The organism is Mycobacterium mantenii, assembly GCF_001667865.1.
Lineage (GTDB): Bacteria > Actinomycetota > Actinomycetes > Mycobacteriales > Mycobacteriaceae > Mycobacterium > Mycobacterium mantenii_A.
The window spans coordinates 16,100-42,580 of the sequence record NZ_LZJP01000083.1; the positions used below are offsets into that span (position 1 = coordinate 16,100).

27 protein-coding genes are annotated in these 26,481 nt (G+C 68.1%); 14 read left to right on the plus strand and 13 right to left on the minus strand.

Annotated features, from left to right (window positions below; translation table 11 throughout):
- Nucleotides 1-25 precede the first annotated feature (25 nt).
- Together A5688_RS12710 and guaA are read right to left on the minus strand one after the other, a co-directional pair.
- On the minus strand, nucleotides 26-718 hold the full coding sequence (locus A5688_RS12710) for a hypothetical protein (RefSeq protein ID WP_067911102.1): 693 nt from the start codon (nucleotides 716-718) through the stop codon (nucleotides 26-28).
- Nucleotides 719-911: 193 nt separating this feature from the next.
- Nucleotides 912-2,471, minus strand: a complete 1,560-nt coding sequence (guaA, locus tag A5688_RS12715) for a glutamine-hydrolyzing GMP synthase (RefSeq protein ID WP_067834062.1) — start codon at nucleotides 2,469-2,471, stop codon at nucleotides 912-914.
- An 86-nt stretch (nucleotides 2,472-2,557) separates the two neighbouring features.
- On the opposite strand from guaA, the gene A5688_RS12720 reads away from it, so the two are divergent.
- A complete protein-coding gene (locus A5688_RS12720) occupies nucleotides 2,558-3,112 on the plus strand; it encodes a peroxiredoxin-like family protein (RefSeq protein WP_067911100.1) in 555 nt (184 codons plus the stop codon).
- On the opposite strand, the gene A5688_RS12725 is transcribed toward A5688_RS12720, so the two are convergent.
- Nucleotides 3,094-3,735 (minus strand): winged helix-turn-helix transcriptional regulator, encoded by a 642-nt coding sequence (locus tag A5688_RS12725; RefSeq protein ID WP_067911098.1) that lies wholly within the window; start codon nucleotides 3,733-3,735, stop codon nucleotides 3,094-3,096. The genes A5688_RS12720 and A5688_RS12725 overlap by 19 nt on opposite strands.
- Nucleotides 3,736-3,815: 80 nt before the next feature.
- Here A5688_RS12725 and A5688_RS12730 point away from each other — a divergent pair, with 80 nt between their 5' ends.
- From A5688_RS12730 to A5688_RS12750, 5 genes are all read left to right on the plus strand, one after another.
- A complete protein-coding gene (locus tag A5688_RS12730) occupies nucleotides 3,816-5,333 on the plus strand; it encodes an MFS transporter (RefSeq protein WP_067834055.1) in 1,518 nt (505 codons plus the stop codon).
- Nucleotides 5,330-6,148: a class I SAM-dependent methyltransferase gene (locus A5688_RS12735; RefSeq protein ID WP_067834053.1), complete on the plus strand. Its 819-nt coding sequence runs from the start codon at nucleotides 5,330-5,332 to the stop codon at nucleotides 6,146-6,148. The genes A5688_RS12730 and A5688_RS12735 overlap by 4 nt, the downstream gene beginning before the upstream one ends.
- Nucleotides 6,145-6,957 (plus strand): class I SAM-dependent methyltransferase, encoded by an 813-nt coding sequence (locus tag A5688_RS12740; RefSeq protein ID WP_067911096.1) that lies wholly within the window; start codon nucleotides 6,145-6,147, stop codon nucleotides 6,955-6,957. The genes A5688_RS12735 and A5688_RS12740 overlap by 4 nt, the downstream gene beginning before the upstream one ends.
- Nucleotides 6,958-7,038: 81 nt before the next feature.
- On the plus strand, nucleotides 7,039-7,788 hold the full coding sequence (locus A5688_RS12745; RefSeq protein ID WP_067834046.1) for a beta-phosphoglucomutase family hydrolase: 750 nt from the start codon (nucleotides 7,039-7,041) through the stop codon (nucleotides 7,786-7,788).
- Complete coding sequence (locus A5688_RS12750; protein WP_067834044.1) at nucleotides 7,785-10,151, plus strand: glycoside hydrolase family 65 protein; 2,367 nt, start codon at nucleotides 7,785-7,787, stop codon at nucleotides 10,149-10,151. The genes A5688_RS12745 and A5688_RS12750 overlap by 4 nt, the downstream gene beginning before the upstream one ends.
- On the opposite strand, the gene A5688_RS12755 is transcribed toward A5688_RS12750, so the two are convergent.
- Nucleotides 10,145-10,720, minus strand: a complete 576-nt coding sequence (locus tag A5688_RS12755) for a TetR/AcrR family transcriptional regulator (RefSeq protein WP_067834042.1) — start codon at nucleotides 10,718-10,720, stop codon at nucleotides 10,145-10,147. The genes A5688_RS12750 and A5688_RS12755 overlap by 7 nt on opposite strands.
- A gap of 62 nt (nucleotides 10,721-10,782) precedes the next feature.
- Between A5688_RS12755 and A5688_RS12760 the strand changes: the two genes are divergently transcribed.
- Entirely contained in the window at nucleotides 10,783-11,685 is a 903-nt protein-coding gene (locus A5688_RS12760) for a TauD/TfdA dioxygenase family protein (protein ID WP_067911090.1), read from the plus strand.
- 33 nt (nucleotides 11,686-11,718) lie between these two features.
- Here the strand turns inward: A5688_RS12760 and A5688_RS12765 are convergent, their stop codons facing one another.
- From A5688_RS12765 to guaB, 3 genes are all read right to left on the minus strand, one after another.
- On the minus strand, nucleotides 11,719-13,464 hold the full coding sequence (locus tag A5688_RS12765; RefSeq protein ID WP_067911086.1) for a GMC family oxidoreductase N-terminal domain-containing protein: 1,746 nt from the start codon (nucleotides 13,462-13,464) through the stop codon (nucleotides 11,719-11,721).
- A gap of 122 nt (nucleotides 13,465-13,586) precedes the next feature.
- Nucleotides 13,587-14,714, minus strand: a complete 1,128-nt coding sequence (locus tag A5688_RS12770; protein ID WP_067834035.1) for a GuaB3 family IMP dehydrogenase-related protein — start codon at nucleotides 14,712-14,714, stop codon at nucleotides 13,587-13,589.
- 7 nt (nucleotides 14,715-14,721) lie between these two features.
- The gene (guaB, locus tag A5688_RS12775; protein WP_067834033.1) at nucleotides 14,722-16,323 is read right to left on the minus strand and encodes an IMP dehydrogenase; all 1,602 of its coding nucleotides are present in this window, start codon (nucleotides 16,321-16,323) and stop codon (nucleotides 14,722-14,724) included.
- A gap of 152 nt (nucleotides 16,324-16,475) precedes the next feature.
- Here guaB and A5688_RS12780 point away from each other — a divergent pair, with 152 nt between their 5' ends.
- Nucleotides 16,476-16,889 (plus strand): DUF5319 domain-containing protein, encoded by a 414-nt coding sequence (locus A5688_RS12780; RefSeq protein ID WP_007773416.1) that lies wholly within the window; start codon nucleotides 16,476-16,478, stop codon nucleotides 16,887-16,889.
- Between the two features lie 4 nt (nucleotides 16,890-16,893).
- Here the strand turns inward: A5688_RS12780 and A5688_RS12785 are convergent, their stop codons facing one another.
- From A5688_RS12785 to A5688_RS12795, 3 genes are all read right to left on the minus strand, one after another.
- Nucleotides 16,894-17,676, minus strand: a complete 783-nt coding sequence (locus tag A5688_RS12785; protein WP_207546657.1) for an anti-sigma-D factor RsdA — start codon at nucleotides 17,674-17,676, stop codon at nucleotides 16,894-16,896.
- A complete protein-coding gene (locus A5688_RS12790; RefSeq protein ID WP_067834028.1) occupies nucleotides 17,663-18,241 on the minus strand; it encodes a sigma-70 family RNA polymerase sigma factor in 579 nt (192 codons plus the stop codon). The genes A5688_RS12785 and A5688_RS12790 overlap by 14 nt, the downstream gene beginning before the upstream one ends.
- A gap of 90 nt (nucleotides 18,242-18,331) precedes the next feature.
- Nucleotides 18,332-19,162, minus strand: a complete 831-nt coding sequence (locus tag A5688_RS12795) for a hypothetical protein (protein ID WP_068268183.1) — start codon at nucleotides 19,160-19,162, stop codon at nucleotides 18,332-18,334.
- A 359-nt stretch (nucleotides 19,163-19,521) separates the two neighbouring features.
- Between A5688_RS12795 and A5688_RS12800 the strand changes: the two genes are divergently transcribed.
- From A5688_RS12800 to A5688_RS12815, 4 genes are all read left to right on the plus strand, one after another.
- Complete coding sequence (locus A5688_RS12800) at nucleotides 19,522-19,830, plus strand: WhiB family transcriptional regulator (protein ID WP_064883744.1); 309 nt, start codon at nucleotides 19,522-19,524, stop codon at nucleotides 19,828-19,830.
- A 280-nt stretch (nucleotides 19,831-20,110) separates the two neighbouring features.
- Entirely contained in the window at nucleotides 20,111-20,902 is a 792-nt protein-coding gene (locus tag A5688_RS12805; protein ID WP_082951209.1) for a Rieske 2Fe-2S domain-containing protein, read from the plus strand.
- A complete protein-coding gene (locus tag A5688_RS12810) occupies nucleotides 20,899-21,384 on the plus strand; it encodes a hemerythrin domain-containing protein (protein WP_067911077.1) in 486 nt (161 codons plus the stop codon). The genes A5688_RS12805 and A5688_RS12810 overlap by 4 nt, the downstream gene beginning before the upstream one ends.
- A 75-nt stretch (nucleotides 21,385-21,459) precedes the next feature.
- Nucleotides 21,460-22,224 (plus strand): superoxide dismutase family protein, encoded by a 765-nt coding sequence (locus A5688_RS12815; RefSeq protein ID WP_067911075.1) that lies wholly within the window; start codon nucleotides 21,460-21,462, stop codon nucleotides 22,222-22,224.
- Nucleotides 22,225-22,297: 73 nt separating this feature from the next.
- Here A5688_RS12815 and A5688_RS12820 read toward each other — a convergent pair whose 3' ends face one another.
- Nucleotides 22,298-22,720, minus strand: coding sequence for a Rid family hydrolase (locus A5688_RS12820; RefSeq protein ID WP_067834020.1), 423 nt, complete (start codon nucleotides 22,718-22,720; stop codon nucleotides 22,298-22,300).
- A 63-nt stretch (nucleotides 22,721-22,783) separates the two neighbouring features.
- Between A5688_RS12820 and A5688_RS12825 the strand changes: the two genes are divergently transcribed.
- Nucleotides 22,784-23,185 (plus strand): hydrogenase, encoded by a 402-nt coding sequence (locus A5688_RS12825; RefSeq protein ID WP_067834018.1) that lies wholly within the window; start codon nucleotides 22,784-22,786, stop codon nucleotides 23,183-23,185.
- A gap of 7 nt (nucleotides 23,186-23,192) precedes the next feature.
- Here the strand turns inward: A5688_RS12825 and A5688_RS12830 are convergent, their stop codons facing one another.
- The gene (locus A5688_RS12830; RefSeq protein WP_082955109.1) at nucleotides 23,193-24,401 is read right to left on the minus strand and encodes an FAD-dependent oxidoreductase; all 1,209 of its coding nucleotides are present in this window, start codon (nucleotides 24,399-24,401) and stop codon (nucleotides 23,193-23,195) included.
- A gap of 78 nt (nucleotides 24,402-24,479) precedes the next feature.
- Here A5688_RS12830 and A5688_RS12835 point away from each other — a divergent pair, with 78 nt between their 5' ends.
- Nucleotides 24,480-25,271 carry a TetR family transcriptional regulator gene (locus A5688_RS12835; RefSeq protein WP_067834016.1) on the plus strand — a complete coding sequence of 264 codons (792 nt, stop codon included), beginning with the start codon at nucleotides 24,480-24,482 and terminating at the stop codon, nucleotides 25,269-25,271.
- 11 nt (nucleotides 25,272-25,282) lie between these two features.
- Here the strand turns inward: A5688_RS12835 and A5688_RS12840 are convergent, their stop codons facing one another.
- Nucleotides 25,283-26,383 (minus strand): ferritin-like domain-containing protein, encoded by a 1,101-nt coding sequence (locus tag A5688_RS12840; RefSeq protein ID WP_067834013.1) that lies wholly within the window; start codon nucleotides 26,381-26,383, stop codon nucleotides 25,283-25,285.
- Between the last annotated feature and the right edge of the window lie 98 nt (nucleotides 26,384-26,481).

Genomic DNA, 26,481 nt, shown 5'->3' on the forward strand with positions numbered 1-26,481 from the left:
TGAACCAGAAGGGGATACCACGGCTTTACCCCGCTCGCGCTCGGGCCGTCACCCGTCGTCCCGCACACATCCCGCTGACCTGCAGCCGCACCGCCGCGATCCGGCCGAATCCAGGGACGGGCGCCCCCCGATCACCCGGAGTGATGTCATAACCGCAGACCCGGGCGGCAAGGCGCGTCGGCGCGCCCTGCCAATCACCGCCGGTGACCAACAGGGTGCAGCCCCTGTTCCGGGCGCGGGCCACCACCGCCCGCGCCCGACTGGGCGGCACCCGGCGCCCGCCCAGCCCCAGCACCACCAGATCCATGCCGTCGACGAGCACCGCGGCCACCTCCACCGGATCGGTTCCGGGATCCGGGATCACCGCGAGCCGGCTCAGGTCCGCCCCCATCTCCGCGGCGGCCAGCAGCCCGATGTCCGGCTGGCCGACGATTGCGGCGTTGCCACCGGCCGCCGTGACCGCGGCCACCATGCTCAACAACAGCGACCGAGCCCCCGAGAGCACCGCGACCGTTCCCCGCGGCACCGGCGCGGGCAGCAGCTCGGCCAGCCACTGCGGAAGCACCAACTGGGACTCCGAGTCCGGCAGCAGGTCCTCGGCGGGCACGGCGGCGGCCGGCCCGCTCTTCCCGGAGATGCTCGCCATCCGTCGGCGAAGCGATTCTAGCTGTTCAGCACGGGTTTCTTGGCGGTGACTGGAGGCAAAAGCCGCGGTCATGACAGCCTCCTATCACCCGCTTTCCGGGAGCTTCCGGGGAGTGTATTCGAATGTATGTTCGATACATTTCGAAGTAAACACCCGCCCTCCGACAACCGTCAAGCGACGCGAGGGGCAGCGTTATGCGATCGATACTGGTGGGGCTGATGGGTGGCCTGTGGCCGCATTTTCAACCGAAATCAGGCCGGGCCGGCTACTCCCACTCGATGGTGCCGGGGGGTTTGCTGGTGATGTCCAGCACCACGCGGTTGACCTCGGCCACCTCGTTGGTGATGCGGGTCGAGATGCGCTCCAGCACCTCGTAGGGCACCCGGGTCCAGTCGGCGGTCATGGCGTCCTCGCTGGACACCGGCCGCAGCACGATCGGGTGCCCGTAGGTGCGGTTGTCGCCCTGCACACCGACCGAGCGGACCTCGCCCAGCAGCACCACCGGGCACTGCCAGATCAGGTTGTCCAGGCCGGCGGCGGTGAGTTCCTCACGCGCGATCGAGTCGGCGCGGCGCAGCGTCTCCAACCGCTGCGCGGTGACCTCACCGACGATCCGGATGCCCAGCCCGGGCCCCGGAAACGGTTGACGCGCAACGATTTCCTCCGGCAGGCCAAGCTCACGCCCGACGGCGCGCACCTCGTCCTTGAACAGCAGCCGCAGCGGCTCGACGAGCCTGAACTTCAGGTCGTCGGGCAGGCCGCCGACGTTGTGGTGGCTTTTGATGTTGGCGGTCCCGCTGCCCCCACCGGATTCCACCACGTCCGGGTACAGCGTGCCCTGCACCAGGAAATCGACCTCAGACCCGGTGTCGCTCAAGATATCCCGCACCGCGCCCTCGAAGGCGCGGATGAACTGGCGGCCGATGATCTTGCGCTTGCCCTCGGGGTTGGTCACTCCCGACAGCGCCTGCAGGAAGGTGTCGGCCGCGTCGACGGTGACCAGGTTGGCTCCGGTGGCGGCGACGAAATCGCGCTGCACCTGCGCGCGTTCGCCGGCACGCAACAGCCCGTGGTCAACGAAGACACAGGTCAGCCGGTCGCCGATCGCGCGCTGCACCAGCGCGGCGGCCACCGCCGAGTCCACGCCGCCGGAGAGTCCGCAGATGGCGTGGCCGTCGCCGATCTGTTCGCGGACCTGCTCCACCAGCGCGCTGGCGATGTTGGCGGCGGTCCAGTCCGCGCCCAGCCCGGCGAAGTCGTGCAGGAACCGGCTGAGCACCTGCTGCCCGTGCGGGGTGTGCATCACCTCCGGGTGGTACTGCACGCCGGCCAGGCGCCGCTGGCGGTTCTCGAAGCCGGCCACCGAGGCACCGGAGCTGCTGGCCACCACCTCGAACCCGTCCGGCGCGGCCGTGACCGCATCACCGTGGCTCATCCATACCGGCTGCGAACTCGGCAGCCCCGAATGCAGTTCGCCACCAAGAACTTTCAGCTCGGTACGACCGTATTCACTGGTTCCGGTGTGGGCGACGGTGCCGCCGAGGGCCTGCGCCATGGCCTGAAACCCGTAGCAGATGCCGAACACCGGCACCCCGAGGTCGAACACCGCCGGATCGAGCTGCGGCGCGCCCGGCTCGTACACGCTGGACGGTCCGCCGGAGAGCACCAGCGCCAGCGGGTCGCGGGCCTTGATCTCCTCGACCGTGGTGGTGTGCGGGATGACCTCGGAGAACACCCGGGCCTCGCGGACGCGACGGGCGATCAGCTGCGCATACTGTGCGCCGAAATCGACGACCAACACGGGCCGCTGCGAGGGGGTTTCCACGGCAGCCAGCTTAGTGGCTACCCGAGGCTGCCCGGGTGCGGCCGTACCCTCGGAATCAGCCCTTACATTCCTTGGTTGGGAAGGGCATGAGCAAACACTCAGCGATAGGCCCAGGCAGCGTCGTCGCCGCGCGAGAACTGGTCACGGTCTTCGGCGAAGCGGTCCCCGTCCCCGATCCCGATCGACTCGTCCATGTGCAGTTCCGCCGTTTCGCCGGCTGCCCCATCTGCAACGTTCACCTGCAGTCGATCGCGCGCCGGCATGATGAGATCCAAAACGCCGGTGTCCGCGAGGTCGTCGTATTCCACTCGACCGATCAAGAGCTGCGGCGCTACGTCGGCGAACTGCCGTTCCCCATCGTCGGCGACCCTACCAAGGCGCTCTACGACGAATTCGGCGTCGGCTCGTCACCGCGGTCCGTGCTTCACCCGCGGGCGCTGACACCGGCGACACTGGCCTTCGGGATCCGCCAAGGGGTGGGCAATACGAACCTGCATCCGACCGGTGGCCATCTGGGGCTGCCTGCTGACTTCCTGATCGGCTCCGACGGCCGCGTGGTGGCGTGCAAGCACGGTAGCCACGCCAACGATCAGTGGACGGTGGACGAGGTGCTGGCCCACGCCTATAGCGAAAACGCCTGACGCACCGCACTGACGGTCTGAAGGTCACCTTCGAAGTGAAGTCGCCGCAGCGCCGCCTTACGCTTGGCCTCGGTTGACCCCAGCCGGGCGTTCACCAGATCGGTCGCGCCGGCGGTGAGCGTAACCGAGGGCTCGCCGCGAGCGGCGGCCAGGCGCCCCTGCGTTATCGCGAATTCGAATCTGCGGCCGTCGATCTCGGCGCGGCACGTCACCTCCAACCCGGCCGCGCGCGCCGAGTTGAAGCCCAGCAGGAGGCCGGCGAGGAAGCCGTTCAGGGGCGTCGCCGGGCCGTCCCCGATCGGGTCGAGCCGGTCCAGCCCGAACCACGCGACGCTCTGCAGGATGGGCAGTACCCGCTGCCACCCCATGTCGCTGAGGGTGTAGACGGTGCGCCCGATCGGCGCGGGCAGGTCGGCACGGTCGACGAGCCCGGCCTCCTGCAGTTCTTTGAGCCGCTCGGCCAGCAGATTCGTTGCGATGCCTGGCAGTTCGTCGCGCAGGTCACCGTAGCGGCGCGGTCCGCCGACCAGCTCACGCAGGATCAACAACGTCCACCGCTCGCCCAGGACGTCGAGCCCACGCGCGATCGGACAGTTCTGGTTGTAGTTCCTGCGGGACGCCACCCCGCCAGGCTACCGCATGCAAGACATCTTTTTCAACTCACTACTTGATTTATTTGTCTATCGGCTTTAACGTCTTGTGCATGCTTCTCACACCGATGGTCCGCAACCACCCGATTCCCGCACTCGCCGTCATCTGCCTCGGCGTCTTCGTCATCAGCGTCGACGCCACCATCGTCAACGTCGCGCTCCCCACGTTGTCGCGCGAACTCGGCGCCGACACCGCCCAGCTGCAGTGGATCGTCGACGCCTACACCCTGGTGATGTCCGGCCTGCTGCTATCCGCCGGCAGCCTGTCCGACCGTTACGGCCGCAGGGGGTGGCTCAACTCCGGGCTTGCCCTGTTCGCGCTCACCTCCGCCGTTGCGGCGCAGGTCAATTCGGCCGACGCGCTGATCGCGGCCCGCGCGGCCATGGGCGTGGGCGCCGCGGTGATCTTCCCGACCACGCTGGGGCTGATCACCAACATCTTCACCGACGCGGCGGCACGCGCCAAGGCGATCGGGCTGTGGGCGGCGATGGTGGGCGTCGGGGTGGCCGTGGGACCGATCAGCGGCGGCTGGCTGCTCGAACACTTCTGGTGGGGCTCGATCTTCATGGTGAACATTCCCATTGCCGCACTGGCCATCATCGGCGGCTTCATCTTCGTCCCTACCTCACGTGACCCGGCCGCGCCGCGCGTCGACGTCCCCGGCCTCGTCCTGTCGGCGGCCGGCATCACAACGCTGGTCTACACGGTCATCCAGGCGCCCACCTGGGGATGGACCGACGGTCGGACCGCGACCGGATTCGCCCTGGCGGCAACCCTTCTCGCCACGTTCGCGATCTGGGAACGGCGCACCACCCATCCCATGCTCGACGTATCGGTGTTCGTCAACCGCCGGTTCTCCGGCGGCAGCCTGGCCGTGACCGCCGGCTTCCTCACCTTGTTCGGGTTCATCTTCGTCATCACCCAATACTTCCAATTCATCAAGGACTACACGGCGTTTCAGAGTGGCGTCCGGCTGCTTCCGGTCGCCGTCTCGATCGCGCTGGCCAGCATCCTGGGGCCCCGGCTGGTGGAACGGATCGGCACCACGGCCGTCGTCGCCGCCGGCCTGACCGTGTTCGCCGCCGGTCTGGCGTGGGCGTCGACGGCGGATGCCGCCACACCCTACGACCAGATCGCCATCCAGATGCTGCTGCTCGGCGGCGGCCTCGGCCTGACCGTTTCACCGGCCACCGAGGCGATCATGGGATCACTGTCCGCCGACAAGGCCGGCGTCGGCTCGGCCGTCAACGACACCACGCGCGAACTCGGCGGCACCCTGGGCGTCGCCATCGCCGGCAGCATCTTCGCGTCGGTGTACTCGGGACACCTCGGGGCGGCCGCGTTGCCGGGATTGCCCGCCGAGCCCATGCGGCATTCGATGGCATTGGCGCACAGTGTGATTCAGCAACTGCCCGCACCGCAGGCCGGTTACGTCCGCGGTGTCGTCGATCGCGCGTTCCTGGACGGCCTGCAGGTGAGCTCGCTGGTCTGCGCGGGCATCGCGTTGGGCGCCGCAATCGTCGTCGGCTGGCTGCTGCCGGCGCGTCAAACCGAAAGGGAAGTCTCATGACCGACAGCACCTATGTTCTCGGCCACGCCGACGTGGAGGTGCGGCGGCTCCTCCTGCAGGGTCGGCTGTACAACCACCACACCGAGCACGCGCTGCGGCTCGCCGGGCTGCGTCCGGGCATGCGGGTGCTCGATATCGGGTGCGGGCCCGGTGACGTGTCGTTCGTCGCCGCCCGGCTGGTCGGCCCGACGGGAAGTGTCCTCGGGGTGGACGCCGCGCCCGCGATGGTCGAGCTCGCCCGCACCCGTGCCGCCGAACAAGGCTTGGGCACAGTACAATTCACCCAGGCTGTGGTCGACTCGCTCGCGCTGGACGAACCGGTGGACGCGGTCATCGGCCGGCTGATCCTGATGCACCTGCCCGACCCGGCCGCCACGCTGCGGTACCTGCGCTCGCAGGTACGCCCCGGCGGCGTCCTCGCGTTCTCCGAGAACGACATCACCGCGACGCGCACCATCCCGGGCATCCCGCTGTTCGGGCGGACGGTGGCGGGAATCGTGCGCGCCTTCGAGACCCTTGGGCTCAGTGCACAATTCGGCACGACGTTGCATGCCGTCTTCGCCGACGCCGGCCTCGGCACGCCTCAGCTGACCCAGAGCACACCCATCGGAACCGCCGCGGACACCGACATCCTGGCCTATGCCGCGGAAGTCTGGCGGCTGGTCTCCCCCGTCGCCGAACAGGGCGGCTTCGCCATCGACGAGCTTGCCGACATCGACGACTTCGTCCCGTTGTTGCGCGAACAGGTCGCGGCGGCCGACGCCCTGGTCGCCATGCCTCCGCTGATCACCGCATGGACGAAGGTGGACAAATGAACGACACGATCGCCGGCCAGTACTCGACCGGGCTGTCGCGGCGCAACATCGAGAACGCCCTGGCCGCCGCCGGCAAGGATCTCGACCACCTGGAGCCCGCGGACCTGGGGCTGCTGGAGGACTTTCACACCATGGGTCGCTTCGCCACCGGCCAACTGGTGGACCTGGCCGGCATCACCGGCGAAAGCCGGGTGCTCGACGCGGGCAGCGGGATCGGCGGCACCGCCCGCTACGTCGCCGACCGGTGCGGCTGCGCGGTGACCGCCGTGGACCTCACCGACGAGTACTGCGACACGCACCGCTGGCTCAACCGGCTTGTCGGGCTGGGTGATTCGATCACCGTCACGCAGGGTGACGTCACCGCATTGCCCTTCCCGCCCGGCGCGTTCGACGTCGTCGTCAGTCAGCACGTTCAGATGAACGTGGCCGACAAGGCGCGTCTGTACCGTGAAGCCCGCCGCGTACTCACCGCGGGTGGCCGGCTTGCCATGTGGGACTTGACCATTGGTGATGGCCGCGCGCTCGACTTCCCACTGCCCTGGGCCGGCACACCCGCCAACAGCCATCTGGTGACCCCCGAGGAGCTGCGGGCCCTCGTCGCTTCCGCGGGGTTCACGGTCGAGCGCTGGAACGATCTCACCGAGCAGGCGGCCGAGTTCATGCGGGCATTGCTGGCCCAGCCCGCCAACCCGCTGGGGCTGCATGCGTTCGTCAGCGATTTCGGCCGGAAGGTCGGCAACCTGACCGCCGCGCTGGCGGACGGGCGCCTTCGCGCCATCCAGGGGGTCGCCGCGGCCGCGGACAGGTGAGCGCTTGGCGACAGACATAGCGGCATGGTGGAGTGGGTATCGGTTTAACCAGCCCCCGACACCAGGAAGCGAGGACCGCCGGTGAGCTCACCCCTGGGTCTGCCAGAGAAAGTGCGTGCCTGCCTGTTCGACCTCGACGGAGTGCTCACCGACACCGCCAGTGTGCACACCAAAGCCTGGAAGGCCATGTTCGACGCGTACCTGTCCGACCGGGCCAAGCGCACCGGCGGCGAGTTCGTTCCCTTCGACGCGGCCGCCGACTATCGCGAATACGTCGACGGCAAGAAGCGCGAGGACGGGGTCCGCTCGTTCCTGGAAAGCCGCGACATCCACCTGCCCGACGGCAGCCCCGACGACGCGGGAGACGCCGAGACGATCTACGGCCTGGGCAATCGCAAGAACGACATGTTCCAGAAGGTCTTGAAGGAGGACGGCGTCGAGGTGTTCGACGGGTCGCGGCGCTACCTCGAGGCGGTGTCGGCCGCGGGATTGGGGATCGCGGTGGTGTCGTCGAGCGCGAACACCCGCGACGTCCTGAAGATCACCGGCCTGGAGCGGTTCGTGCAGCAGCGGGTGGACGGCATCACCCTGCGCGACGAACACATCGCCGGCAAACCGGCCCCCGACTCCTACCTGCGCGGGGCGCAGCTGCTCGACGTCCCCGCCGACGCGGCGGCGGTGTTCGAGGACGCGATCTCGGGCGTGCAGGCCGGCCATGCCGGTAACTTCGGCTATGTGGTGGGCGTCGACCGGGTGGGCCAGGCCGAGGACTTACGCAGCAACGGCGCCGACGTGGTGGTCACCGATCTCGCCGAGTTGCTGCAGTCATGATCACCGACGAATCGTTCCCCGTTGACCCATGGCACGTCCGCGAGACCCAGCTCGACCTCAATCTGCTGGCCCAGTCCGAATCCCTGTTCACCCTGTCCAACGGGCACATCGGGCTGCGCGGCAACCTCGACGAGGGTGAGCCGTACGGCCTGCCGGGCACCTACCTGAACTCCTTCTACGAGATCCGGCCGCTGCCCTACGCCGAGGCCGGTTACGGCTATCCGGAGGCGGGCCAGACGCTGGTCGACGTCACCAACGGCAAGATCATCCGGCTGCTGGTCGAGGACGAGCCGTTCGACGTCCGCTACGGCGAATTGATCTCGCACGAGCGGGATCTGGACCTGCGCGCCGGGACGCTGACCCGCAGCGCGCACTGGCGCTCACCGGCGGGCAAACAGGTCAAGGTGGTGTCCACCCGGCTGGTGTCCCTGGCGCAGCGCGGCGTCGCCGCCATCGAGTACTGCGTCGAAGCGGTCGGTGACTTCGTCCGCGTCACGGTGCAGTCCGAGCTGGTCACCAACGAGGACCAGCCGCAGACCTCCGGCGACCCGCGGGTGTCGGCCATCCTGGAGAACCCGCTCGAAGAGGTCGCTCACGAATACACCGACACCGGTGCGGTTCTCATGCACCGGACCCGCAGCAGTGCGCTGATGATGGCCGCCGGGATGGATCACGAGGTGGACGTTCCAGGGCGCGTCGAGGTCGGCACCGATGCGCGCGCCGATCTGGCGCGGACCACCGTGATCTGTGGGCTGCGCGAGGGACAGAAGCTGCGCATCGTCAAGTACCTGGCGTACGGCTGGTCGAGCATGCGCTCGCGTCCGGCGCTGCGCGATCAGGTCGCCGCCGCGCTGCACAGCGCCCGCTACACCGGCTGGCAGGGGTTGCTGGATTCACAACGCAAGTACCTGGACAGCTTCTGGGATTGCGCCGACGTCGAGGTTGAGGGCGACTCCGAATCCCAGCAGGCCGTGCGATTCGGGCTCTTCCACCTGCTGCAGGCCAGCGCCCGCGCCGAGCGACGCGCGATCGCGGCCAAGGGGCTCACCGGAACCGGCTACGACGGCCACGCCTTCTGGGACACCGAGGGCTATGTGTTGCCGGTGCTCACCTACACCGCGCCGCACACGGTGGCCGACGCGCTGCGCTGGCGCGCCTCCACGCTGGATCTGGCCAAGGAGCGGGCGGCCGAACTGGGCCTCGAGGGTGCCGCCTTCCCGTGGCGGACCATCCGCGGGCAGGAGTGCTCGGCGTACTGGCCCGCGGGCACCGCTGCCTGGCACATCAACGCCGACATCGCGATGGCCTTCGAGCGCTACCGCATCGTCACCGGGGACAACGACCTGGAAGCCGAGTGCGGCCTGCAGGTGCTGGTCGAGACCGCCCGGCTGTGGGTCTCCCTCGGCCATCACGATCGGCACGGGGTCTGGCACCTCGACGGTGTCACCGGTCCCGACGAGTACACGGCGGTCGTGCGCGACAACGTCTTCACCAACCTGATGGCCGCGCACAATCTGCGCGTCGCCGCCGAAGCCTGCAACCGTCATCCCGACGTGGCCAAGGCGCTGGGGGTCACCACCGAGGAGGCGGCGTGCTGGCGCGATGCGGCCGACGCCGCAAACATCCCCTATGACGACGGCCTGGGCGTTCATCAGCAGTGCGAAGGGTTCACCACCCTGGCGGAATGGGATTTCCGGGAGAACCATGCTTACCCGTTGCTGCTGCACGACCCGTACGTGCGGCTCTACCCCGCACAGGTGATCAAGCAGGCCGACCTGGTGCTGGCCATGCACTGGCAGAGCCACGCGTTCACGCCCGAGGAGAAGGCCCGCAACGTCGACTATTACGAGCCGCGCATGGTGCGCGACTCGTCGCTGTCGGCCTGCACGCAGGCGGTGATGTGCGCCGAGGTCGGGCATTTGGAGCTGGCCCACGACTACGCGTACGAGGCCGCCCTGATCGATCTGCGCGATCTGCACCACAACACCCGCGACGGTCTGCACATGGCCTCGCTCGCCGGCGCCTGGACCGCGCTGGTGGCCGGCTTCGGCGGCCTGCGCGACGACGAGGGCATGCTGTCGCTGGATCCTCAACTGCCCGATGGCATTTCGCGGCTACGGTTCCGGTTGCGGTGGCGAGACTTCCGGGTCACCGTCGACGTCAACCACGACGACGTCACCTACACACTGCGCGACGGGCCCGGCGGCGAGCTGACCATTCGGCACGCCGGGGACGAGCTCGAGCTGAGCACCGACGCCGCCACGACGGTCGAGGTGCGTCCCCGCAAGCCACTGCTGCCGCCGCCGCACCAGCCGCCCGGCCGCGAGCCCATGCACCGGCGGGTGCTGTCCCGGGGTCACTGAGTATCGGCGGGCCCGAGAATCCGCTGCACCTCGGCACCGGTGGCCTGGCGTATTTCGGCATCCGTCAGCTCTTCGATTCCGGTGGCGGAGCGCAGGATTGGCGCGAACAGCCGCCAACCGAATTGCAGGGCAAGGGCATTGGCGACCGCGAGCCGGGCCTTGACGTCGTCGTCGTACAGCGGCCGTACCCCGTCGAGCAGCGTCGCGATGTTGGGAAAGCGCTTCTGTAGCTGGCCCGCCGGATAGCCGTCGAGGACGGTGCGGGCCATCACCCGCATCTGCCGGTCCAGGGACTTCTCCAGCACCGCGGGGGGCGTATCGGTGCCCAGCAGCATGCTGAGGTTGGCCCCCAGGTGATCGAGGACGGCGCCGACCAGTTGCTCCTTGGTGCCGAAGTGCCGGAACACCAGGCCGTGGTTGACGTTGGATCGCGCGGCGATGTCGCGGATGGACGTCGCGGCCGGGCCGCGCTCGGCGAACAGGTCGGTGGCGGCCTCCAGGATCGCCGCGGCCACTTCCGCGCGGCCGGTCGGCGTTTTCTCGCGGCCCCTTGCGGAAGTTGTAGTCACGTGACTACAGTACCAAATGTAGTCAGTTGACTACACCGGTTTTTGACTCGAGGAAGACGAAAATGACAGGTCAGGTAACCGTCACCAAGCTGGGAAGCCGCATCGGTGCCCGGGTGGACGGGGTTCGCCTCGGCGGCGACCTCGGCCAGGACGCGGTCGAGAAGATCCGCGGGGCGCTGTTGACCCACAAGGTGATCTTCTTCCGTCACCAGCACCACCTCGACGACGAGCAGCAGCTCGCGTTTGCCAGTCTGTTGGGCACACCCGTCGGCCACCCGGCCGCCTCGGCCCTGGCGGCCAGGAACATGCCGGTGATCACCCCGATCGACTCCGAGTACGGCAAGGCGAACCGCTGGCACACCGACGTGACGTTCGCCGCGAACTATCCGGCGGCGTCGATCCTGCGCGCGGTCACCCTGCCGAGCTATGGCGGCTCGACGCTGTGGGCCTCGACCGTGGCGGCGTACGAGTATCTGCCCGCGCCGCTCAAAGCCCTGGTGGAAAGTCTGTGGGCGCTGCACACCAACCGCTACGACTACGTGACCACCGAAGCGGCGTTGTCGATGAGCGACGCCCAGCGGGCGTTCCGCCAGGCGTTCGAAAAGCCGGACTTCCGCACCGAGCATCCCGTGGTGCGGGTGCACCCGGAGACCGGGGAACGCACCCTGCTGGCCGGTGATTTCGTGCGCGGCTTCGTCGGCCTGGACGGTCACGAGTCAAGCGTGCTGCTGGAACTGCTGCAGCGACGAATCACACTGCCGGAGAACACCATTCGCTGGAACTGGGCACACGGCGACGTCGCGATGTGGGACAACCGCGCGACCCAGCACCGCGCGATCGACGACTACGACGACCAGCCGCGGCTGATGCACCGCATCACCTTGATGGGCGACGTGCCGGTCAACGTGCGCGGCGAGCGCAGCCGGGTGGTCAGTGGCGCACCGCTGCAGGTGCTCGCAAGCTGACTCAGCCCGCCGCGCTCGCGATCGTCACGCGAGCTAGCCGGCGTCGGCGGTGGAGCTTATGTGATTGCTCGGCAACCAGCGCAGCGCGCCGGGCGCCTCGGCCGGGACGACGGGCGCCTTCGGCGGGATCGGCAGCAGCCGGCGATACGGCTCGCCCTGCACCGGGCGCTCGTCATTCTCGCCAACGTTCGGCCACAACGATGCGGCCCGCTCGGCCTGGGCGGTAATTGACAACGAGGGGTTGACGCCCAGGTTCGCCGAGATGGCCGCGCCGTCCACCACGAACAGCGTCGGGTAGCCGTAAACCCGGTGATACGGGTCGATCACCCCGTGGTCGGCGTTGTCGCCGATCACCGCACCGCCGAGGAAGTGCGCGGTCAGCGGGATGTTGAACAGCTCCCCCCAGGTGCCACCCGCGACGCCGTCGATCTTGTCGGCGATGCGGCGGGTGACGTCGTTGCCGACCGGAATCCAGGTCGGGTTGGGCTCGCCGTGTCCCTGCTTGCTGGTGTACCAGCGGATGCCCAGCTTGCCGCGTTTGGTGTAGGTGGTGATCGAGTTGTCCAGGTGCTGCATCACCAGGGCGATCATGGTCCGTTCGCTCCACTGGCGGGGATTGAGCAGTCGCAGCGTGCCGCGCGGATCCTCGCGCGCGGCCTCGATCAGCTGCTTCCAGCGGGGCACGTCGGTGCCTTCCGGGCCGTGACCGTCGGTCATCAGAGTCTGCAGCAGCCCCATCGCGTTGGAGCCCTTGCCGTAGCGGACGGGTTCGATGTGGGTGTCCGATGTCGGGTGGATCGATGACGTGATCGCCACCCCGTGCGTCAGGTCGAGGTTCGGGTCGACCTCGAGTTTCCCGGCGCCGACGATCGACTCGGAGTTGGTGCGGGTGAGCATGCCCAGGCGCTTGGACAGCCGGGGCAGTCGGCCCTGATCGCGCATGTTGAACAGCAGATGCTGGGTGCCCCAGGTTCCCGCGGCCAGGACCACATGCTTCGCCGTGTAGGTGCGCCGGTCGCGGCGCAGCCAACTGCCGGTGCGCACGGTGCGAACCTCCCACAGCCCGTCCGGACGGTGCTCGAAACGCTTCACCGTCGTCATCGGAATCACCTGTGCGCCGGCCGATTCCGCGAGAGCGAGGTAGTTCTTCAGCAGGGTGTTCTTGGCGCCGTACCGGCAGCCGGTCATGCAGGCTCCACATTCGAGGCATCCGGTGCGCTCCGGCCCAGCGCCCCCGAAGTACGGGTCCGGCACGGTCTTGCCCGGGGCCTTGGTGCCGTCGGGACCGAAGAACACGCCGACCGGCGTCGGCACGAACGTGTCGCCGCAGCCCATCTCGTCGGCGACCTGTTTGACGATGCGATCGGCGTCGGTGAAGGTCGGGTTCTCCACTACGCCGAGCATCCGCTTGGCCTGCTCGTAGTGCGGCATCAGCTCGTCGCGCCAGTCGGTGATGTGCTTCCACTGCGGGTCGTTGAAGAACGGATCGGGCGGCACGTACAGCGTGTTGGCGTAATTCAGCGAGCCGCCGCCCACCCCGGCGCCGGCCAGGATCAACACGTTCTTCAGCGGGTGGATGCGCTGGATCCCGTAGCAACCCAACCGCGGCGCCCACAAGAACTTACGCAGATCCCAGGACGTCTCGGCGAAATCCTCGTCGGCGAACCGGCGGCCGGCCTCCAATACGCCGACGCGGTAGCCCTTTTCAGTCAGCCGCAACGCGCTGACGCTCCCCCCGAAACCCGAACCGATGATCAGTACGTCGTAATCCGGCTTCATCGCACCAGTATGGCCTTACCGGCGGGTAATAAACCAACACCCCTACCGCCTGGCTGACGTCCACCTGCCCTGCCGGCGTGTCCCCCGCAAGCGGGCGGTGCCCCCAGCTCGGCGGCGAGAAATCAGCTCCCGACGGTCAGGCCGACCTTCTGGAACTCCTTGAGGTCGCAATAGCCGGCCTTGGCCATCGACCGGCGCAGCCCACCGACCAGGTTGAGGCTGCCGAACGGGTCATCGGACGGCCCGTTGAGCACCTGCTGCAGCGGCGGGCGCTCACCGACGGCGATCTGCAGCAGCGCCCCGCGCGGCAGCGACGGGTGCGCCGCGGCGGCCGGCCAGAACCATCCCTCGCCCAGGGCCTCGGCGGACTCGGCGAGCGGCGTGCCCAGCACCACCGCGTCCGCGCCGCAGGCGATCGCCTTCGCCAGCTCGCCCGAGGTGTGGACATCGCCGTCGGCCAGCACGTGCACGTAGCGGCCGCCGGTCTCGTCGAGGTACTCGCGCCGCGCGGCGGCGGCGTCGGCGATCGCGGTGGCCATCGGCACGCTGATGCCCAAGACCTCGTCGCTTGTGGTCACCCCGCGGGTCGCGCCGTAACCGACGATGACGCCGGCGGCGCCGGTGCGCATCAGGTGCAGCGCGGTGCGGTGGTCCTGCACGCCGCCGGCGACCACCGGCACGTCGAGCTCGGAGATGAAGGTCTTGAGGTTCAGCGGTTCACCGTCGCTGGCCACCCGCTCGGCCGAGACGATGGTGCCCTGGATGACCAGCAGGTCGATGCCGGCCTGCACCAGCACCGGCGTCAACGCCTGGGCGTTCTGCGGGCTGACCCGGACCGCGGTGGTGACCCCGGCCTCCCGGATCCGGGCGACCGCGGAGCCCAGCAGGTCGGGGTTCAGCGGCGCCGCGTGAAATTCCTGCAGCAGCCGGATCGCCGCCGAGGGCTCGGGCTCCTTGCTGGCCGCCTCGACGAGCTGTGCGATCTTGGCCTCGACGTCGGCGTGCCGCCCAATCAGCCCCTCGCCGTTGAGCACCCCCAGGCCGCCGAGCTTGCCGAGCTCGATCGCGAACTCCGGGGACACCAGCGCATCGGTGGGATGGGCCAGCACCGGGATCTCGAACCGGTAGGCGTCCAACTGCCAGGCGGTCGACACGTCCTGCGACGAGCGGGTGCGCCGGGAGGCCACGATGCTGACTTCGCTCAGTTCATAGCTGCGACGGGCGACGCGGCCCATCCCGATCTCGACCATCTGGGCCTCAGCGTGCGTAGTAGTTGGGGGCTTCGACCGTCATCGCGACGTCGTGCGGGTGGCTTTCCCTCAAGCCGGCCGCGGTGATCCGGACGAACTGCGCCTGGTGGAGCGCCTCGATGGTCGGCGAGCCGGTGTAGCCCATCGCGGCGCGCAGACCGCCGGTCAGCTGGTGGATCACCGAGGAGAGCGGCCCGCGGAAGGGCACCCGGCCCTCGATGCCCTCCGGCACCAACTTGTCCTCGCTCAAAGCGTCGTCGGCGAAGTAGCGGTCCTTGGAGTACGACTTGCCGCCACCGCCGCCGGAACCCCGGCCGGCCATGGCTCCCAGCGATCCCATCCCGCGGTAGCTCTTGAACTGCTTGCCGTTGACGAAGATCAGCTCGCCGGGGGCCTCGGCGGTGCCGGCCAGCAGCGAGCCGAGCATGGCTGTCGACGCGCCGGCGGCCAGCGCCTTGGCGATGTCGCCGGAGTACTGCAGTCCGCCGTCGGCGATCACCGGGACGCCCGCCGGGCCACAGGCCGCGACCGCCTCCAGAATCGCCGTGATCTGTGGTGCGCCGACGCCGGCCACCACCCGGGTGGTGCAGATCGAGCCCGGCCCCACGCCCACTTTCACCGCGTCGGCCCCGGCGGCGACCAGGGCTGCGGCCGCCGAGCGGGTGGCGACGTTGCCGCCGATCACCTCGACCTTCTCGCCCACCTCGGCCTTGAGCTTGCCGACCATGTCGAGCACCAGCCGGTTGTGTGCGTGCGCGGTGTCCACGATCAGCACGTCCACCCCGGCGTCGACCAGCATCATCGCCCGGACCCAGGCGTCGCCCCCGACGCCGACGGCGGCCCCGACCAGCAGCCTGCCGTCGCTGTCCTTGGTGGCCAGCGGGTGTTGTTCGGTCTTGACGAAGTCCTTGACGGTGATCAGCCCGGTCAGCCGGCCGTGGCCGTCGACGATGGGCAGCTTCTCGATCTTGTGGCGCCGCAACAGTCCCAGCGCGGCGTCGGCGGACACGCCCTCCTGCGCGGTGATCAGCGGGGCCTTGGTCATCACCTCGGCGACCTTCTTGGTCTGGTCGACCTCGAACCGCATGTCGCGGTTGGTGATGATGCCGACCAGCGCGCCCGACTCGTCGACCACCGGCAGCCCGGAGATCCGGAACCGCGCGCACATCGCGTCGACCTGGGCCAGGGTGTTGTCCGGGCGGCAGGTGACCGGGTCGGTGACCATGCCGGCCTCCGAGCGTTTCACCATTTCGACCTGACCGGCCTGCTCGGCGACCGGCAGGTTGCGGTGCAGCACACCCATGCCGCCGGCCCGGGCCATCGCGATGGCCATCCGGGACTCGGTGACCGTGTCCATCGCCGAACTCACCAGGGGCACTTTGAGCCTGATCTTTCTGGTGAGCTGGCTGGAGGTGTCCGCGGTGGCGGGAACGACGTCGGAGGCCGCGGGCAGCAGCAACACGTCGTCGAACGTCAGGCCGAGCATGGCGATCTTGTGCGGGTTGTCGCCTCCGGTGGGCACCGGGTCATCCACCAGACCACCCACCCGCACATACGCACTGCCGACGAGGTCGGAGCTGTCTTCCAGGTGGGACGTGCCACGGGTCATCAGTGGGGCCCTCCATACGGTGCGGGGTGAGAGCCCCATCCTATCGGCTCGGTTTCGCCCGGTGACGATGCGCGCCGTGGCGGCGCGAGGAGAAACCCGACGCGCATCGCCCTGCTGGCGTTATCCCGGGCGGGCTGCGTAGGCTAGAGGGCGTGCGCGACCACCTCCCACCGGGTTTGCCGCCCGACCCATTCGCCGACGACCCCTGTGATCCGTCGGCGGCACTGGAAGCCGTCGAGCCGGGCCAGCCCCTGGATCAGCAGGAGCGGATGGCCGTCGAGGCCGACCTTGCCGATCTGGCCGTGTACGAAGCACTGCTGGCGCACAAGGGTATTCGCGGATTGGTGGTGTGCTGCGACGAATGTCAGCAGGATCACTACCACGACTGGGACATGCTGCGGGCCAACCTGCTGCAGCTGCTGATCGACGGCACGGTGCGTCCGCACGAGCCCGCCTATGACCCCGAGCCGGACGCCTACGTCACGTGGGATTACTGCCGGGGCTACGCCGACGCCTCGCTCAACGAAGCGACGTCGGACGCCGACGGTTTCCACCGCCGGCACTGATCACTTACTGATTCGGAGTCAGCGGCACCACCGGGGGTGGTGTCTGGCCGTGATGATGGTGCTTGCCCACTGAGGGAGTCGGCGACGCGCTCGCCGCCGGGCTGAGCGGCGCAGGCGGCGCCACCTTCGTCGGTGCGACCGAGGCGGCGGGCGGCTCCGCCGGAATCGCGGTGGCCGGCCCGGGTGACGCCGCCGGCGGCGACGCGACCGGCAGCGTCGCGTTCGGGTCGCGCGCATCGACCTTGGCGTTCAACAGCTTCAGCTGCTTCATCAGCTCTTGTTTGCTGGCCGGGTCGTCGATCGACTGCACCAGGCTGCTCACGTCCGTCAGCTGATTCTTGGCGTGGTCCCACTGACCCCGGTCGATCGATTCCTGCACCTTCGCCAGGTCGGCCTTGGCCGCCAGCATTTCCTGCTTCTCATGGACCTGGGGCTGGTCGAAGAACATCGCGTGCAACCCGTACAGGGTGCCGCCGGGCCGGGCCTCGACCACCATGGCGCCGAAACCACTGGCCACCAACAGCGCCGCGGCGACCGATCCGACCACGGTCAGGCCACGATGGCCGCGCCGGCGCTCGGCCAATCCGGTGCGCAACGCGTTGACGGCCTCTTCGGGCGTCACCAGCGCGCTGGCCGGGGGCCACCGCAGGTTGTCGCGCCAGTCCTCCAGCAGGATGGTGAGCACGTCGGCGTCGGGATTTTCGACCTCGACCGGGCGGCGCTGGGCGAGCGCATCGAGCAGCAGGTCGGTGCGGGCGAATTCATCCAGGGATTCAGGCACAGTCACCTGCCGCGATCATCTCGGACTTCAACCGCGACAGTGCGCGGTGCTGGGCAACTCGGACCGCCCCGGTGGTACTGCCGACCGCGACCGCGGTCTCCTCGGCGGACAACCCGACGACGACACGCAGGATCAGGATCTCGCGTTGCTTGGCCGGCAGGATCTCGAGCAGTTCGCTCATCCGGCTCACCGAATCCGCTTCGATTGCAAGCTGTTCGGGTCCCGCGTCGTTCGACCAACGGTCGGGAATCGTTTCTGTCGGGTAGGCGAGATCGCGTCCGGCGGCCCGGTGCGCATCGGCGACCTTGTGGGCCGCGATGCCGTACAAGAAGGCCAGGAAGGGACGTCCGCGATCGCGATAACGCGGCAGCGCCGTGATAGTCGCCAAGCACACCTCCTGTGCCACGTCATCGGCTGACAGGCCACCGCGATCGACTGTGCCGACACGCGCTCGGCAATATCGCACAACGATCGGACGGATGGTCTCCAGCACCTCCCTCAATGCGTTGTGGTCTCCGGTCACGGCCTTGGCGACCACAGCGTCGAGACGTTCCCCTGCTGGAATTGTCATCGACGGTGATATCTCCAACGTTACGAAGCGGACACATCGCGGGCCAACCGGGCTAACTTACGAAATGACAATAACGGGCAGAGGGCCGTTTCAAGCGGAACGCCACGTTCCACCGGCGCGCCGCACCTGGCCTGCGCAGACATCTCGGATTTCGTGCAGCTGATGTGTTGGGAATGAGACGCTTTCGATATCAATCAGCAAGCAGGCCAGCGCCCACCGAAGTGGAAGCAGCCCTAATTGGCCGGCGGTCTGCAACGCGGTGTCCGCGACCGCGCGGGCGCGGTCGAGATTGCCCGCGCAGCACAGCGCGGCGGCCAGCACCACCTCGCTCTTGACCCGGTGCCGCGGCGACGAGACGGCCATGGCCGCCGCCAGTTCCACCGCCTCGCCGGCATGACCGACGGCGACGTCGCCCTCGCCGCGGGCCATCGCGAGCTCGGCGGCCACCCACCGCCGGCGCACCGGCAACCGGTCGGGCAGCGCGGCTTCGGAGTTCGGCGACGCGAGCAGTGCGTCGGCGCGGGCGAGCAGCGTCGCCGCGGCCGCGAATCGCCCGACGCCCAACGCGTCGGCCGCCAGCCCGATGAGGGCGTCGGCGCTTGCTTCCGGGTCGCCGCCGGCCAGCGCCAGCGCGCGCCCATCCCAGCCTCGGGCCACGGTGTGCCAACCGAGTTGGCGCAGGAATGACCCCTGCGTGCTCATGCTCAACGACACCAGTCGCCCGGCCGGGGCGCTGCGCCGCAACACCGCGAGGTCGCGGTAGGCGGCGCCGTAGCGCCCCTGTCCCCCGGCCGCGACGGCGCGCAGCCACAGCTCTTCCGGCGTCGTCGCCGCGGGCAGTGGCCAGCTGCCGGGCCGGTCACCGAAGGCCGCGGCGGCCAACCGCCGCTCAATCAAGGAAGTGTGACGAGTTTCAATCACAATGATGTAGTAAACAGTTTGTGGTCTTCATGTTACCGAACCGTTAATCACTATAGCCCATGGATAAAATCTCCTTATCCCTCCTCCACGCGCTGAGCTGGGAAATCTCGTTTCGGTCAACTCCCTGGTAGCACGCCATAGGTTTCGCAATTTCAATCGAGATGAACGCAAAGTTAATTTTGCTCAGACGCGAACATACTTTGCCGGTCTAACTGGCTATTGACGGAAATTCACCGTCGCCCCTAACGTCTACGCATGACGGGTAGTCATCGGTGACTCCACTCCACTTAATTTAAGTTGCACCCAATCGCGTTCACGAACCTGACCTCGAGCGGGCGGTGCAGAGAGGGAACGAACCAATGCCACAGCCGGAGCAGCTACCTGGACCCAACGCCGACATCTGGAATTGGCAATTGCAGGGCTTGTGCCGCGGCGTTGACTCATCGATGTTCTTCCACCCCGACGGCGAGCGTGGCCGGGCCCGCATGCAACGCGAGCAGCGCGCGAAAGAGATGTGCCGGCAGTGCCCGGTCATCCAGGAGTGCCGCTCGCACGCCCTCGAAGTCGGTGAGCCGTACGGGGTTTGGGGCGGTCTGTCGGAGTCCGAGCGCGATCTGTTGCTCAAGGGCGACATCGGCCGCGGGCGCACCATCCGCCGCTCGGCCTAAACGCCCGTTTGGACTCACCCCCGTCGGGGGTGAACGATCCACGGTGCCAATCCGTGTCCTAGTCATGGACTAGGCCGTCCGGGTCGCGGTCCCAGTCGACGCGGCGTCGAGCCCGTTGCGTCACGCCGGCTCTCGCATAGACCGGAGGGACGCCGTGGCGAATCGGTGGCAGCTTCTCGAAAAACGGATCCGCACTGCCGGGCTGGCGGTGCGGACAACATTGGGACAACAAGCGTGGCTGGATCGACCTAGCTACCGGCTCGAGCACGCGTTGACCTTCGTGTTCGCGGCCATGGGCCGCAACCGCGATCGAGTCAGCAACGCATTGCACGGCACCTGGCTCGGTCACCCCGTGCACCCGGCGTTGACGTCGGTGCCGACCGGCGCGGTGACGACGGCGCTCGTCATGGACGCGGCCGGCGCACTGCCCGGGAGTGCCGCCCGGCTGCGGGACGGGTCGAGATTTGCGTTGGGTGTCGCACTCGCGGGAAGCGTCGGCGCCGCTGCGACCGGTGTGACGGACTGGCAGCACACGCACGAGCAGTCGCGCCGGATCGGCCTGGTCCACGGCGCGCTGAACGCGCTCGCAACCGCGCTGTATGCGGCGTCGTGGTGGGATCGCCGCCGCGGCCGCCACCGGCGCGGGATGGCGACCAGCGCGCTGGGCTATGGCCTCACCCTCGGCAGCGGCTACCTCGGCGGGGCCTTGGTGTTCGGGGCGGGCACCGGCGTGGATCGGTCCGGCGCCTTATTGCGCAGTGACCGCTGGATGCCGGTGCTGCCCGCAACCGCGCTGGATGGCCAGCCGCAACGGGTCACGGCCGACGGAATCGGCGTGGTTCTGTATCGACACGACGGCCGGGTTATCGCGGTCGGTGAGCACTGTCCCCACCTCGGCGCACCGATGAGGGACGGGTGGATCGACCGCGGTCGAATCGTATGTCCTTGGCACGGTTCCAGATTCGCGTGCGGATCGGGCGAGGTGCTGCGCGGACCGGCCACCGCGGCGCTGACAAATTACCCGGTTCGGATTCGCGACGGGCTCGTCGAAGTGCACGGGGTGACGAAATGAACGCCTATGAGGTGCTTTTCGAGCACCACACCGTCTTGCGCAACCTCTGCGCGAAGGTCACCGATATACCGGCGGACAGCGATGCGCGCCAAGACGCGCTGGCCGAATTGCTGGTTGAACTAGACATCCACATGCGCATCGAGGACGACTTGTTCTACCCGGCGATATCGGAGGCCAGCAGGTTGGTCGCCATCGCCCATGCGGAGCACAGACAGGTTTGGGATCAGCTGGCGGTGCTACTGCGCACGTCGCCCGCGGCGCCGGAATACGCCGACGAGTGGCAGTCGTTCGTGACGGTGTTGGACGCGCACGCCAGCGAAGAGGAGCGCGACTTATGCCCGCCCCCAATTGATTTGAGCGCCGACATGCTCGACGCGCTGGGAAGCCGAATGGTCGAGCGGATGGATCAGTTACATCAGTCCCCCATCAACAAGTTCCGCGTCCGCGGCCGCAAGACGTTCCTGAGTCTCCTCGGGACATAGGCGCGGCGGGGCGGTGCGCAAGCCCGCCGAGTAGATCGCAGTTTCGGCCCGGGCCAATGTGGGTAGGCACCGCAAATGAACAAGGCCGCATGCTTTGCGGTCGCGGCGCTGACCGCGGCCGTCGCCCCGCTAGCCGCATGCTCGAACCAGCAAAGCAGCCAGCCCAACACCTCGCCGCTAACCAGCTCGACTCCCGGCGCGGAGCGGCTGACCACCCAGCTGAAGACCGCCGACGGCAGCCCCGTCGCCAATGCCACCTTCGAGTTCGCCAACGGCTACGCGACGGTGACCGTTGAGGCCGGCCCCAACCAGGTGCTCAGCCCCGGCTTCCACGGGCTGCAGATCCACGCGGTGGGCAAGTGCGAGGCCAATTCGGCCGCGCCGAGCGGGGGCTCGACCGGGGACTTCGACTCCGCCGGCAGCGTCTACCAGGCGGCCGATCACACCAGCTACCCGGCCAGCGGCGACCTGACCGCCCTGCAAGTGCGCTCCGACGGCTCAGCGAAACTGGTCACCACCAGCAATGCGTTCACCTCCGCCGACCTGAGGAACAGCTCGGGCACCGCGCTGATCATCCACCAGACCGCGGACAACCTGGGCACCACCGCCCCCACCGGCGAATCGGGCAAGCGGCTGGCCTGCGGTGTGATCGCCGCGTCGTCCGCCACGACGACCTCGTCGACCACCAGCGTCACGACGAGTACCACCACCACCGTGGTGCCACCGGCATCCACCAGCACGAGCACCAGCACCGTCACCGTCACCAGCACCCCGAGCCTGACGACGTCGATGCCGACCACGACCGTGACGACGCCGCCCAACTATCCGCCCGGGCGCTGACGCTCAAGCCACCATGAAAGGGAACACCCCCGATCCGCAAGGGAACGGGGGTGTTTCGCGTCGAGAACTCCGCTCAGTCCTGGTCCGCAAGGATGGCGGTGGCCTGAATCTCGACGCGCATTTCCGGACTCGCCAAAGCGGCGACGCCGATGCATGTCCACAAGGGCGCGCGGTCGCCCATGCGCCGGCGGAACTGTTCGACCATGGTGTCCAGGTGCTCGCGCCCGATCTGGCCGTCCGCGTCCGGCAGGTGATAGGAGTGCACGTGCACTACGTCGCGCCAGGAGGCTCCGGCCGTCGCCAATGTCCGTTCGACGTTGTCGAAGGCCGCAACGACCTGGTCCCGAACCGACTCGCTATAGCGCCAGTGCTCGTCCCAACCGCCTTGACCGGCGGTCTCTACCCGGTCCCCGTACCGCACGACTTGTGAATAGTGGAATTTCCGCAGCTGATGGTCGCCATAGCCGGGAGTGACAGAGAATATCGGCGTACCCATGTGTGCCATCTTCGTCGCCGGCAATCAAACGCGCGCGCGGCCAGCGGCCTTTAAGGTGCTGGCATGCAGACACTGCTGTTCACGCTCGGGCTGGTCCTGTTCTTGCTCGGACTGCTGACCGGGTTCGCCGTCGCCGCGCTCAAGAACCCGCGCATGGGGCTGTCGAGTCACCTCGAAGCCGTCCTCAACGGCATGTTCCTCGTGCTGCTCGGCCTGCTCTGGCCGCACATCCACCTGCCCCACGCGTGGGGAGTCACGGCAGCGGTGCTGATCGTGTACGCCGCCTACACGAACTGGCTGGCAACCCTGCTCGCGGCGGCATGGGGCGCCGGCCGCAAACTCGCGCCGATCGCGGCGGGCGACCACGAGGCCTCAGCGCCACAGGAGTGGATCGTCAGCTTTCTGTTGCTGTCGCTCGCAGTGGCGTCAATCGCCGGCGTGATCATCGTGATCATCGGGCTATGACACCCCACTAGACGGCGTGCACGTCGGGCGTGCGGACATGCTCCGGACGGAAACCGCGCCCGACGAAGATCGGCGGAATCGCCTGCAGCGGGCCCCATCCCACGATCTTCGGGACGCGGATCGGGGACAGGTCACCGCTCAGATTGGGCGCGATCGCCCTGTCCTGCATCAACACCTGAAAAGCCTGGACGATCAGGGTGGGCAGCTCGCGCCGCCGCTGCACCTTCGCGAGATCGTTGTCGGTCAGGCGGTTGTCGCGCAGCGGGGCGCACAAGGTGTTGGCCGCGGCCACCGCATCGGCGACGGCGAGGTTGATGCCGACCCCGCCGGCCGGTGACATGGCATGCGCGGCATCGCCGATGCACAGCAGGCCCGTACGCCACCACGTCTCGAGCCGGTCCACCCGCACGTCGAGTTGGCTGGTGTCGTCCCACGAGCTCAGGTCATCGACGTGCTCGCGCAGCCGCGGCTGCGCGGACACGATCCGCGCCTTGAACTCCTCCAGCGATCCGTCGCGGGGGTTTGATCCCTTCGGCATCAGGTAGGCGATCTGCCAGTAATCGCCCCGATAGATCATGGCCATCATCAGGCCCTTGCGCAGCACCCCGAACAGTTCCTGAGGGTCGCCGGGGCGCCATTTCAGCCGGAACCACAGCACGTCCATCGGCGAGTGCGCCGCGGCGATCTGCAGCCCCGCCGCCGCGCGCACCGCGGACTTGCGCCCGTCGGCGGCTATCACCAGCTCGGCGCGCACCTCCAGATCCGGGGTGCGCACCCCGGCCACGCGATCGCCATCGAAGACAAGCCCGGTGACTTCGGCGTTGCGGACCAGGGTGAATTCCGGGTAGGCGGACGCCTTTTCAGCGATGAAATCGAGAAAATCCCACTGCGGCATCATCGCGATATAGGGCTGCTTGAAGCCGAGCCATTTGAGCACCGTGAAGTTGCCGAAGGTGCGAATCGAGCCGTCGGTGTCGAAGGCGACGCGGTCGATCTTGGTGTGCGGCAACCGCAGGAACTCGTCGATGAACCCCAGCTCGTCCATGATCCGCAGGGTGGTCGGGTGCACGGTGTCGCCGCGGAAGTCGCGCAGGAAGTCGTTGTGCTTTTCCAGGACGACGACCCGGATTCCGGCCCGGGCGAGCAGGAGGGCGTGCACCATGCCCGCCGGCCCGCCGCCGGCGACGCACACCTGGGTCTCCATCACTTGCGTCATGGTCGCGACTCCTCATGGAGTATGGAATACAATTGCAGGCTACATCAAGTAACGTATCACAGTGGTGGAGGGGGCGGTATGGCTCGACAGGTGTCGACGCCACAGGTGGTCGAGGCCGCACTGCGCGCCGCGGAAAAGCTGGGTAAGGACGTGGCCGACGTTTCCGTCGACAGGATCGCCGCCGAGGCCGGCATCTCGCGAAGCACCCTGTTGCGACGCTTCGGCGGCTCACGCACCGCATTGAACGACGCCATCCGCGCCGCCGGGGTCGACCCCGGCGGGCTTCCCCCTGTGCGCACCCGTGCCGTAGCCGCCGCCGCATCGCTGATCGGCGAATCCGGCCTTGCCGCAGCGACATTGGAAGCCGTTGCCGCCCGGGCACATTGCTCGGTCTACAGCCTGCACGCGGTGTTCGGCGGGCGCGATGAGTTGATGCGAGCGGTCTTCGAGCAGCACAGCCCGGTTCGCGACATCGAGGAATACCTCGCGGGTGCCGACGGTGAGCTGCCCGAAACGGTGCGGGGGTTCTACCGGACCGTGGCGAACGCGCTGGGCCGCGAACCCCGCGTCGCCCCAGCGATATTCGCCGAGGCCTTCGCGCGGCCGACAAGTCCCGCCGTGCAATCGCTGGCGGCCTACGGCGCCCCGCGCATGCTCGGCGTGCTCGGTCGTTGGTTCGCAGCCGAGATCCGAGCCGGACGCATCCGCGAGTTGCCCATGCCGCTACTGGCCCAGCTACTTTTGGGACCCATCATGATCCACCTGCTGACCCGACCGGTCTTGCCGAATGTCATCGCGTGGCCACTGCCCGAAATCGACACCGTCACAGATGTTTTCGCCGACGCGTTCGTGCGCGCCGTCGCGACGTAATTTCCCCTGGATCAGCTCGCGCCCGCCGCGATCACCTCGTCCACCTCGACGGCCCGGGCGGCCATCTCGGCGTGTGCCTGGTCCAGCGCGGCGGCCTGATCCTCATCGGCCTTCATCAACGCCTCGATGTCGGAGCCGGCCATGTCGAGCACACCCATGTCCCTGAAGGCCCCCTGCACCTTGTCGCCCCACAACCCGATGTCCTTGACGATCGGCACGATCCTGCTGAACAGGTGCGAGCGGAACTGAATCATCAGCGGCGACGTGTCGACCCACTCGGCACAGGCTTTCACGTCCATACCGAGGGTCTCGAAGACCTCCTCACCGCGGAACCGGTCGCGCATCAGGTAACAGGCGTCCACGACGAACTCTTCACGCTCGTCCCGCTCGGCCTCGGTCAGTGCGGAGTAGTAGTCCTTCAGCGAGATTCGGCCAAAGGCGACATGCCTGGCCTCGTCCTGCATGACATAGGCCAGCACGGACTTGGCCAGTGAGCCCGGCGCCGACATGTCACGCAGTACCCCGAAGGCGGCGAGCGCGAGCCCTTCGATGAGGACCTGCATGCCCAGGTAGGGCATGTCCCAGCGCGAGTCGCGCAGGGTGTCGTCGAGCAGTGCGGTCAGGTGCTTGTTGATCGGGTAGACCACGTCGACCTTGTCCTGCAGGAACCGCGAGAACGCCTCGACGTGCCGGGCCTCGTCCATGGTCTGGGTGGCCGCGTAGAACTTCGCGTCCAGGTCCGGGACGACCTCGACGATCTTGGCCGCGCACACCATCGCGCCCTGCTCCCCGTGCAGGAACTGCGAGAGCTGCCAGGCCTGGAAGTGCTGGCGCATCTCGGCGCGACGTGCGTCGTCTGCGGAGTCCCACATCGGGCTGCCGAACAGCGGATGGAACTCGTCAGGCAGCCCGACCGGGTTCATCGGGTCGACGTCTTGCGCCCAGTCGATGCGCGACTGGGCATCCCACTGCTTGTCCTTCCCCTTCTGATACAGGGAAAGCAGCCGGGCGCGCCCGTCGTCGTATTCCCAGGTGAAGCGCGCGTCGCCGGCACTGGGGACTTCCCACGAGTAGGGCGCGGGCACTTCGGTGTATTTGTCCCTCGTGGTCATGAGCGACCGCCTTCCTGCCTGATGTGACCAGTGGTCATATGACGAGTATCACATTTTTCACCGCGGGCGGGGGCGCGTCAACCCTAGTGATGGTGATG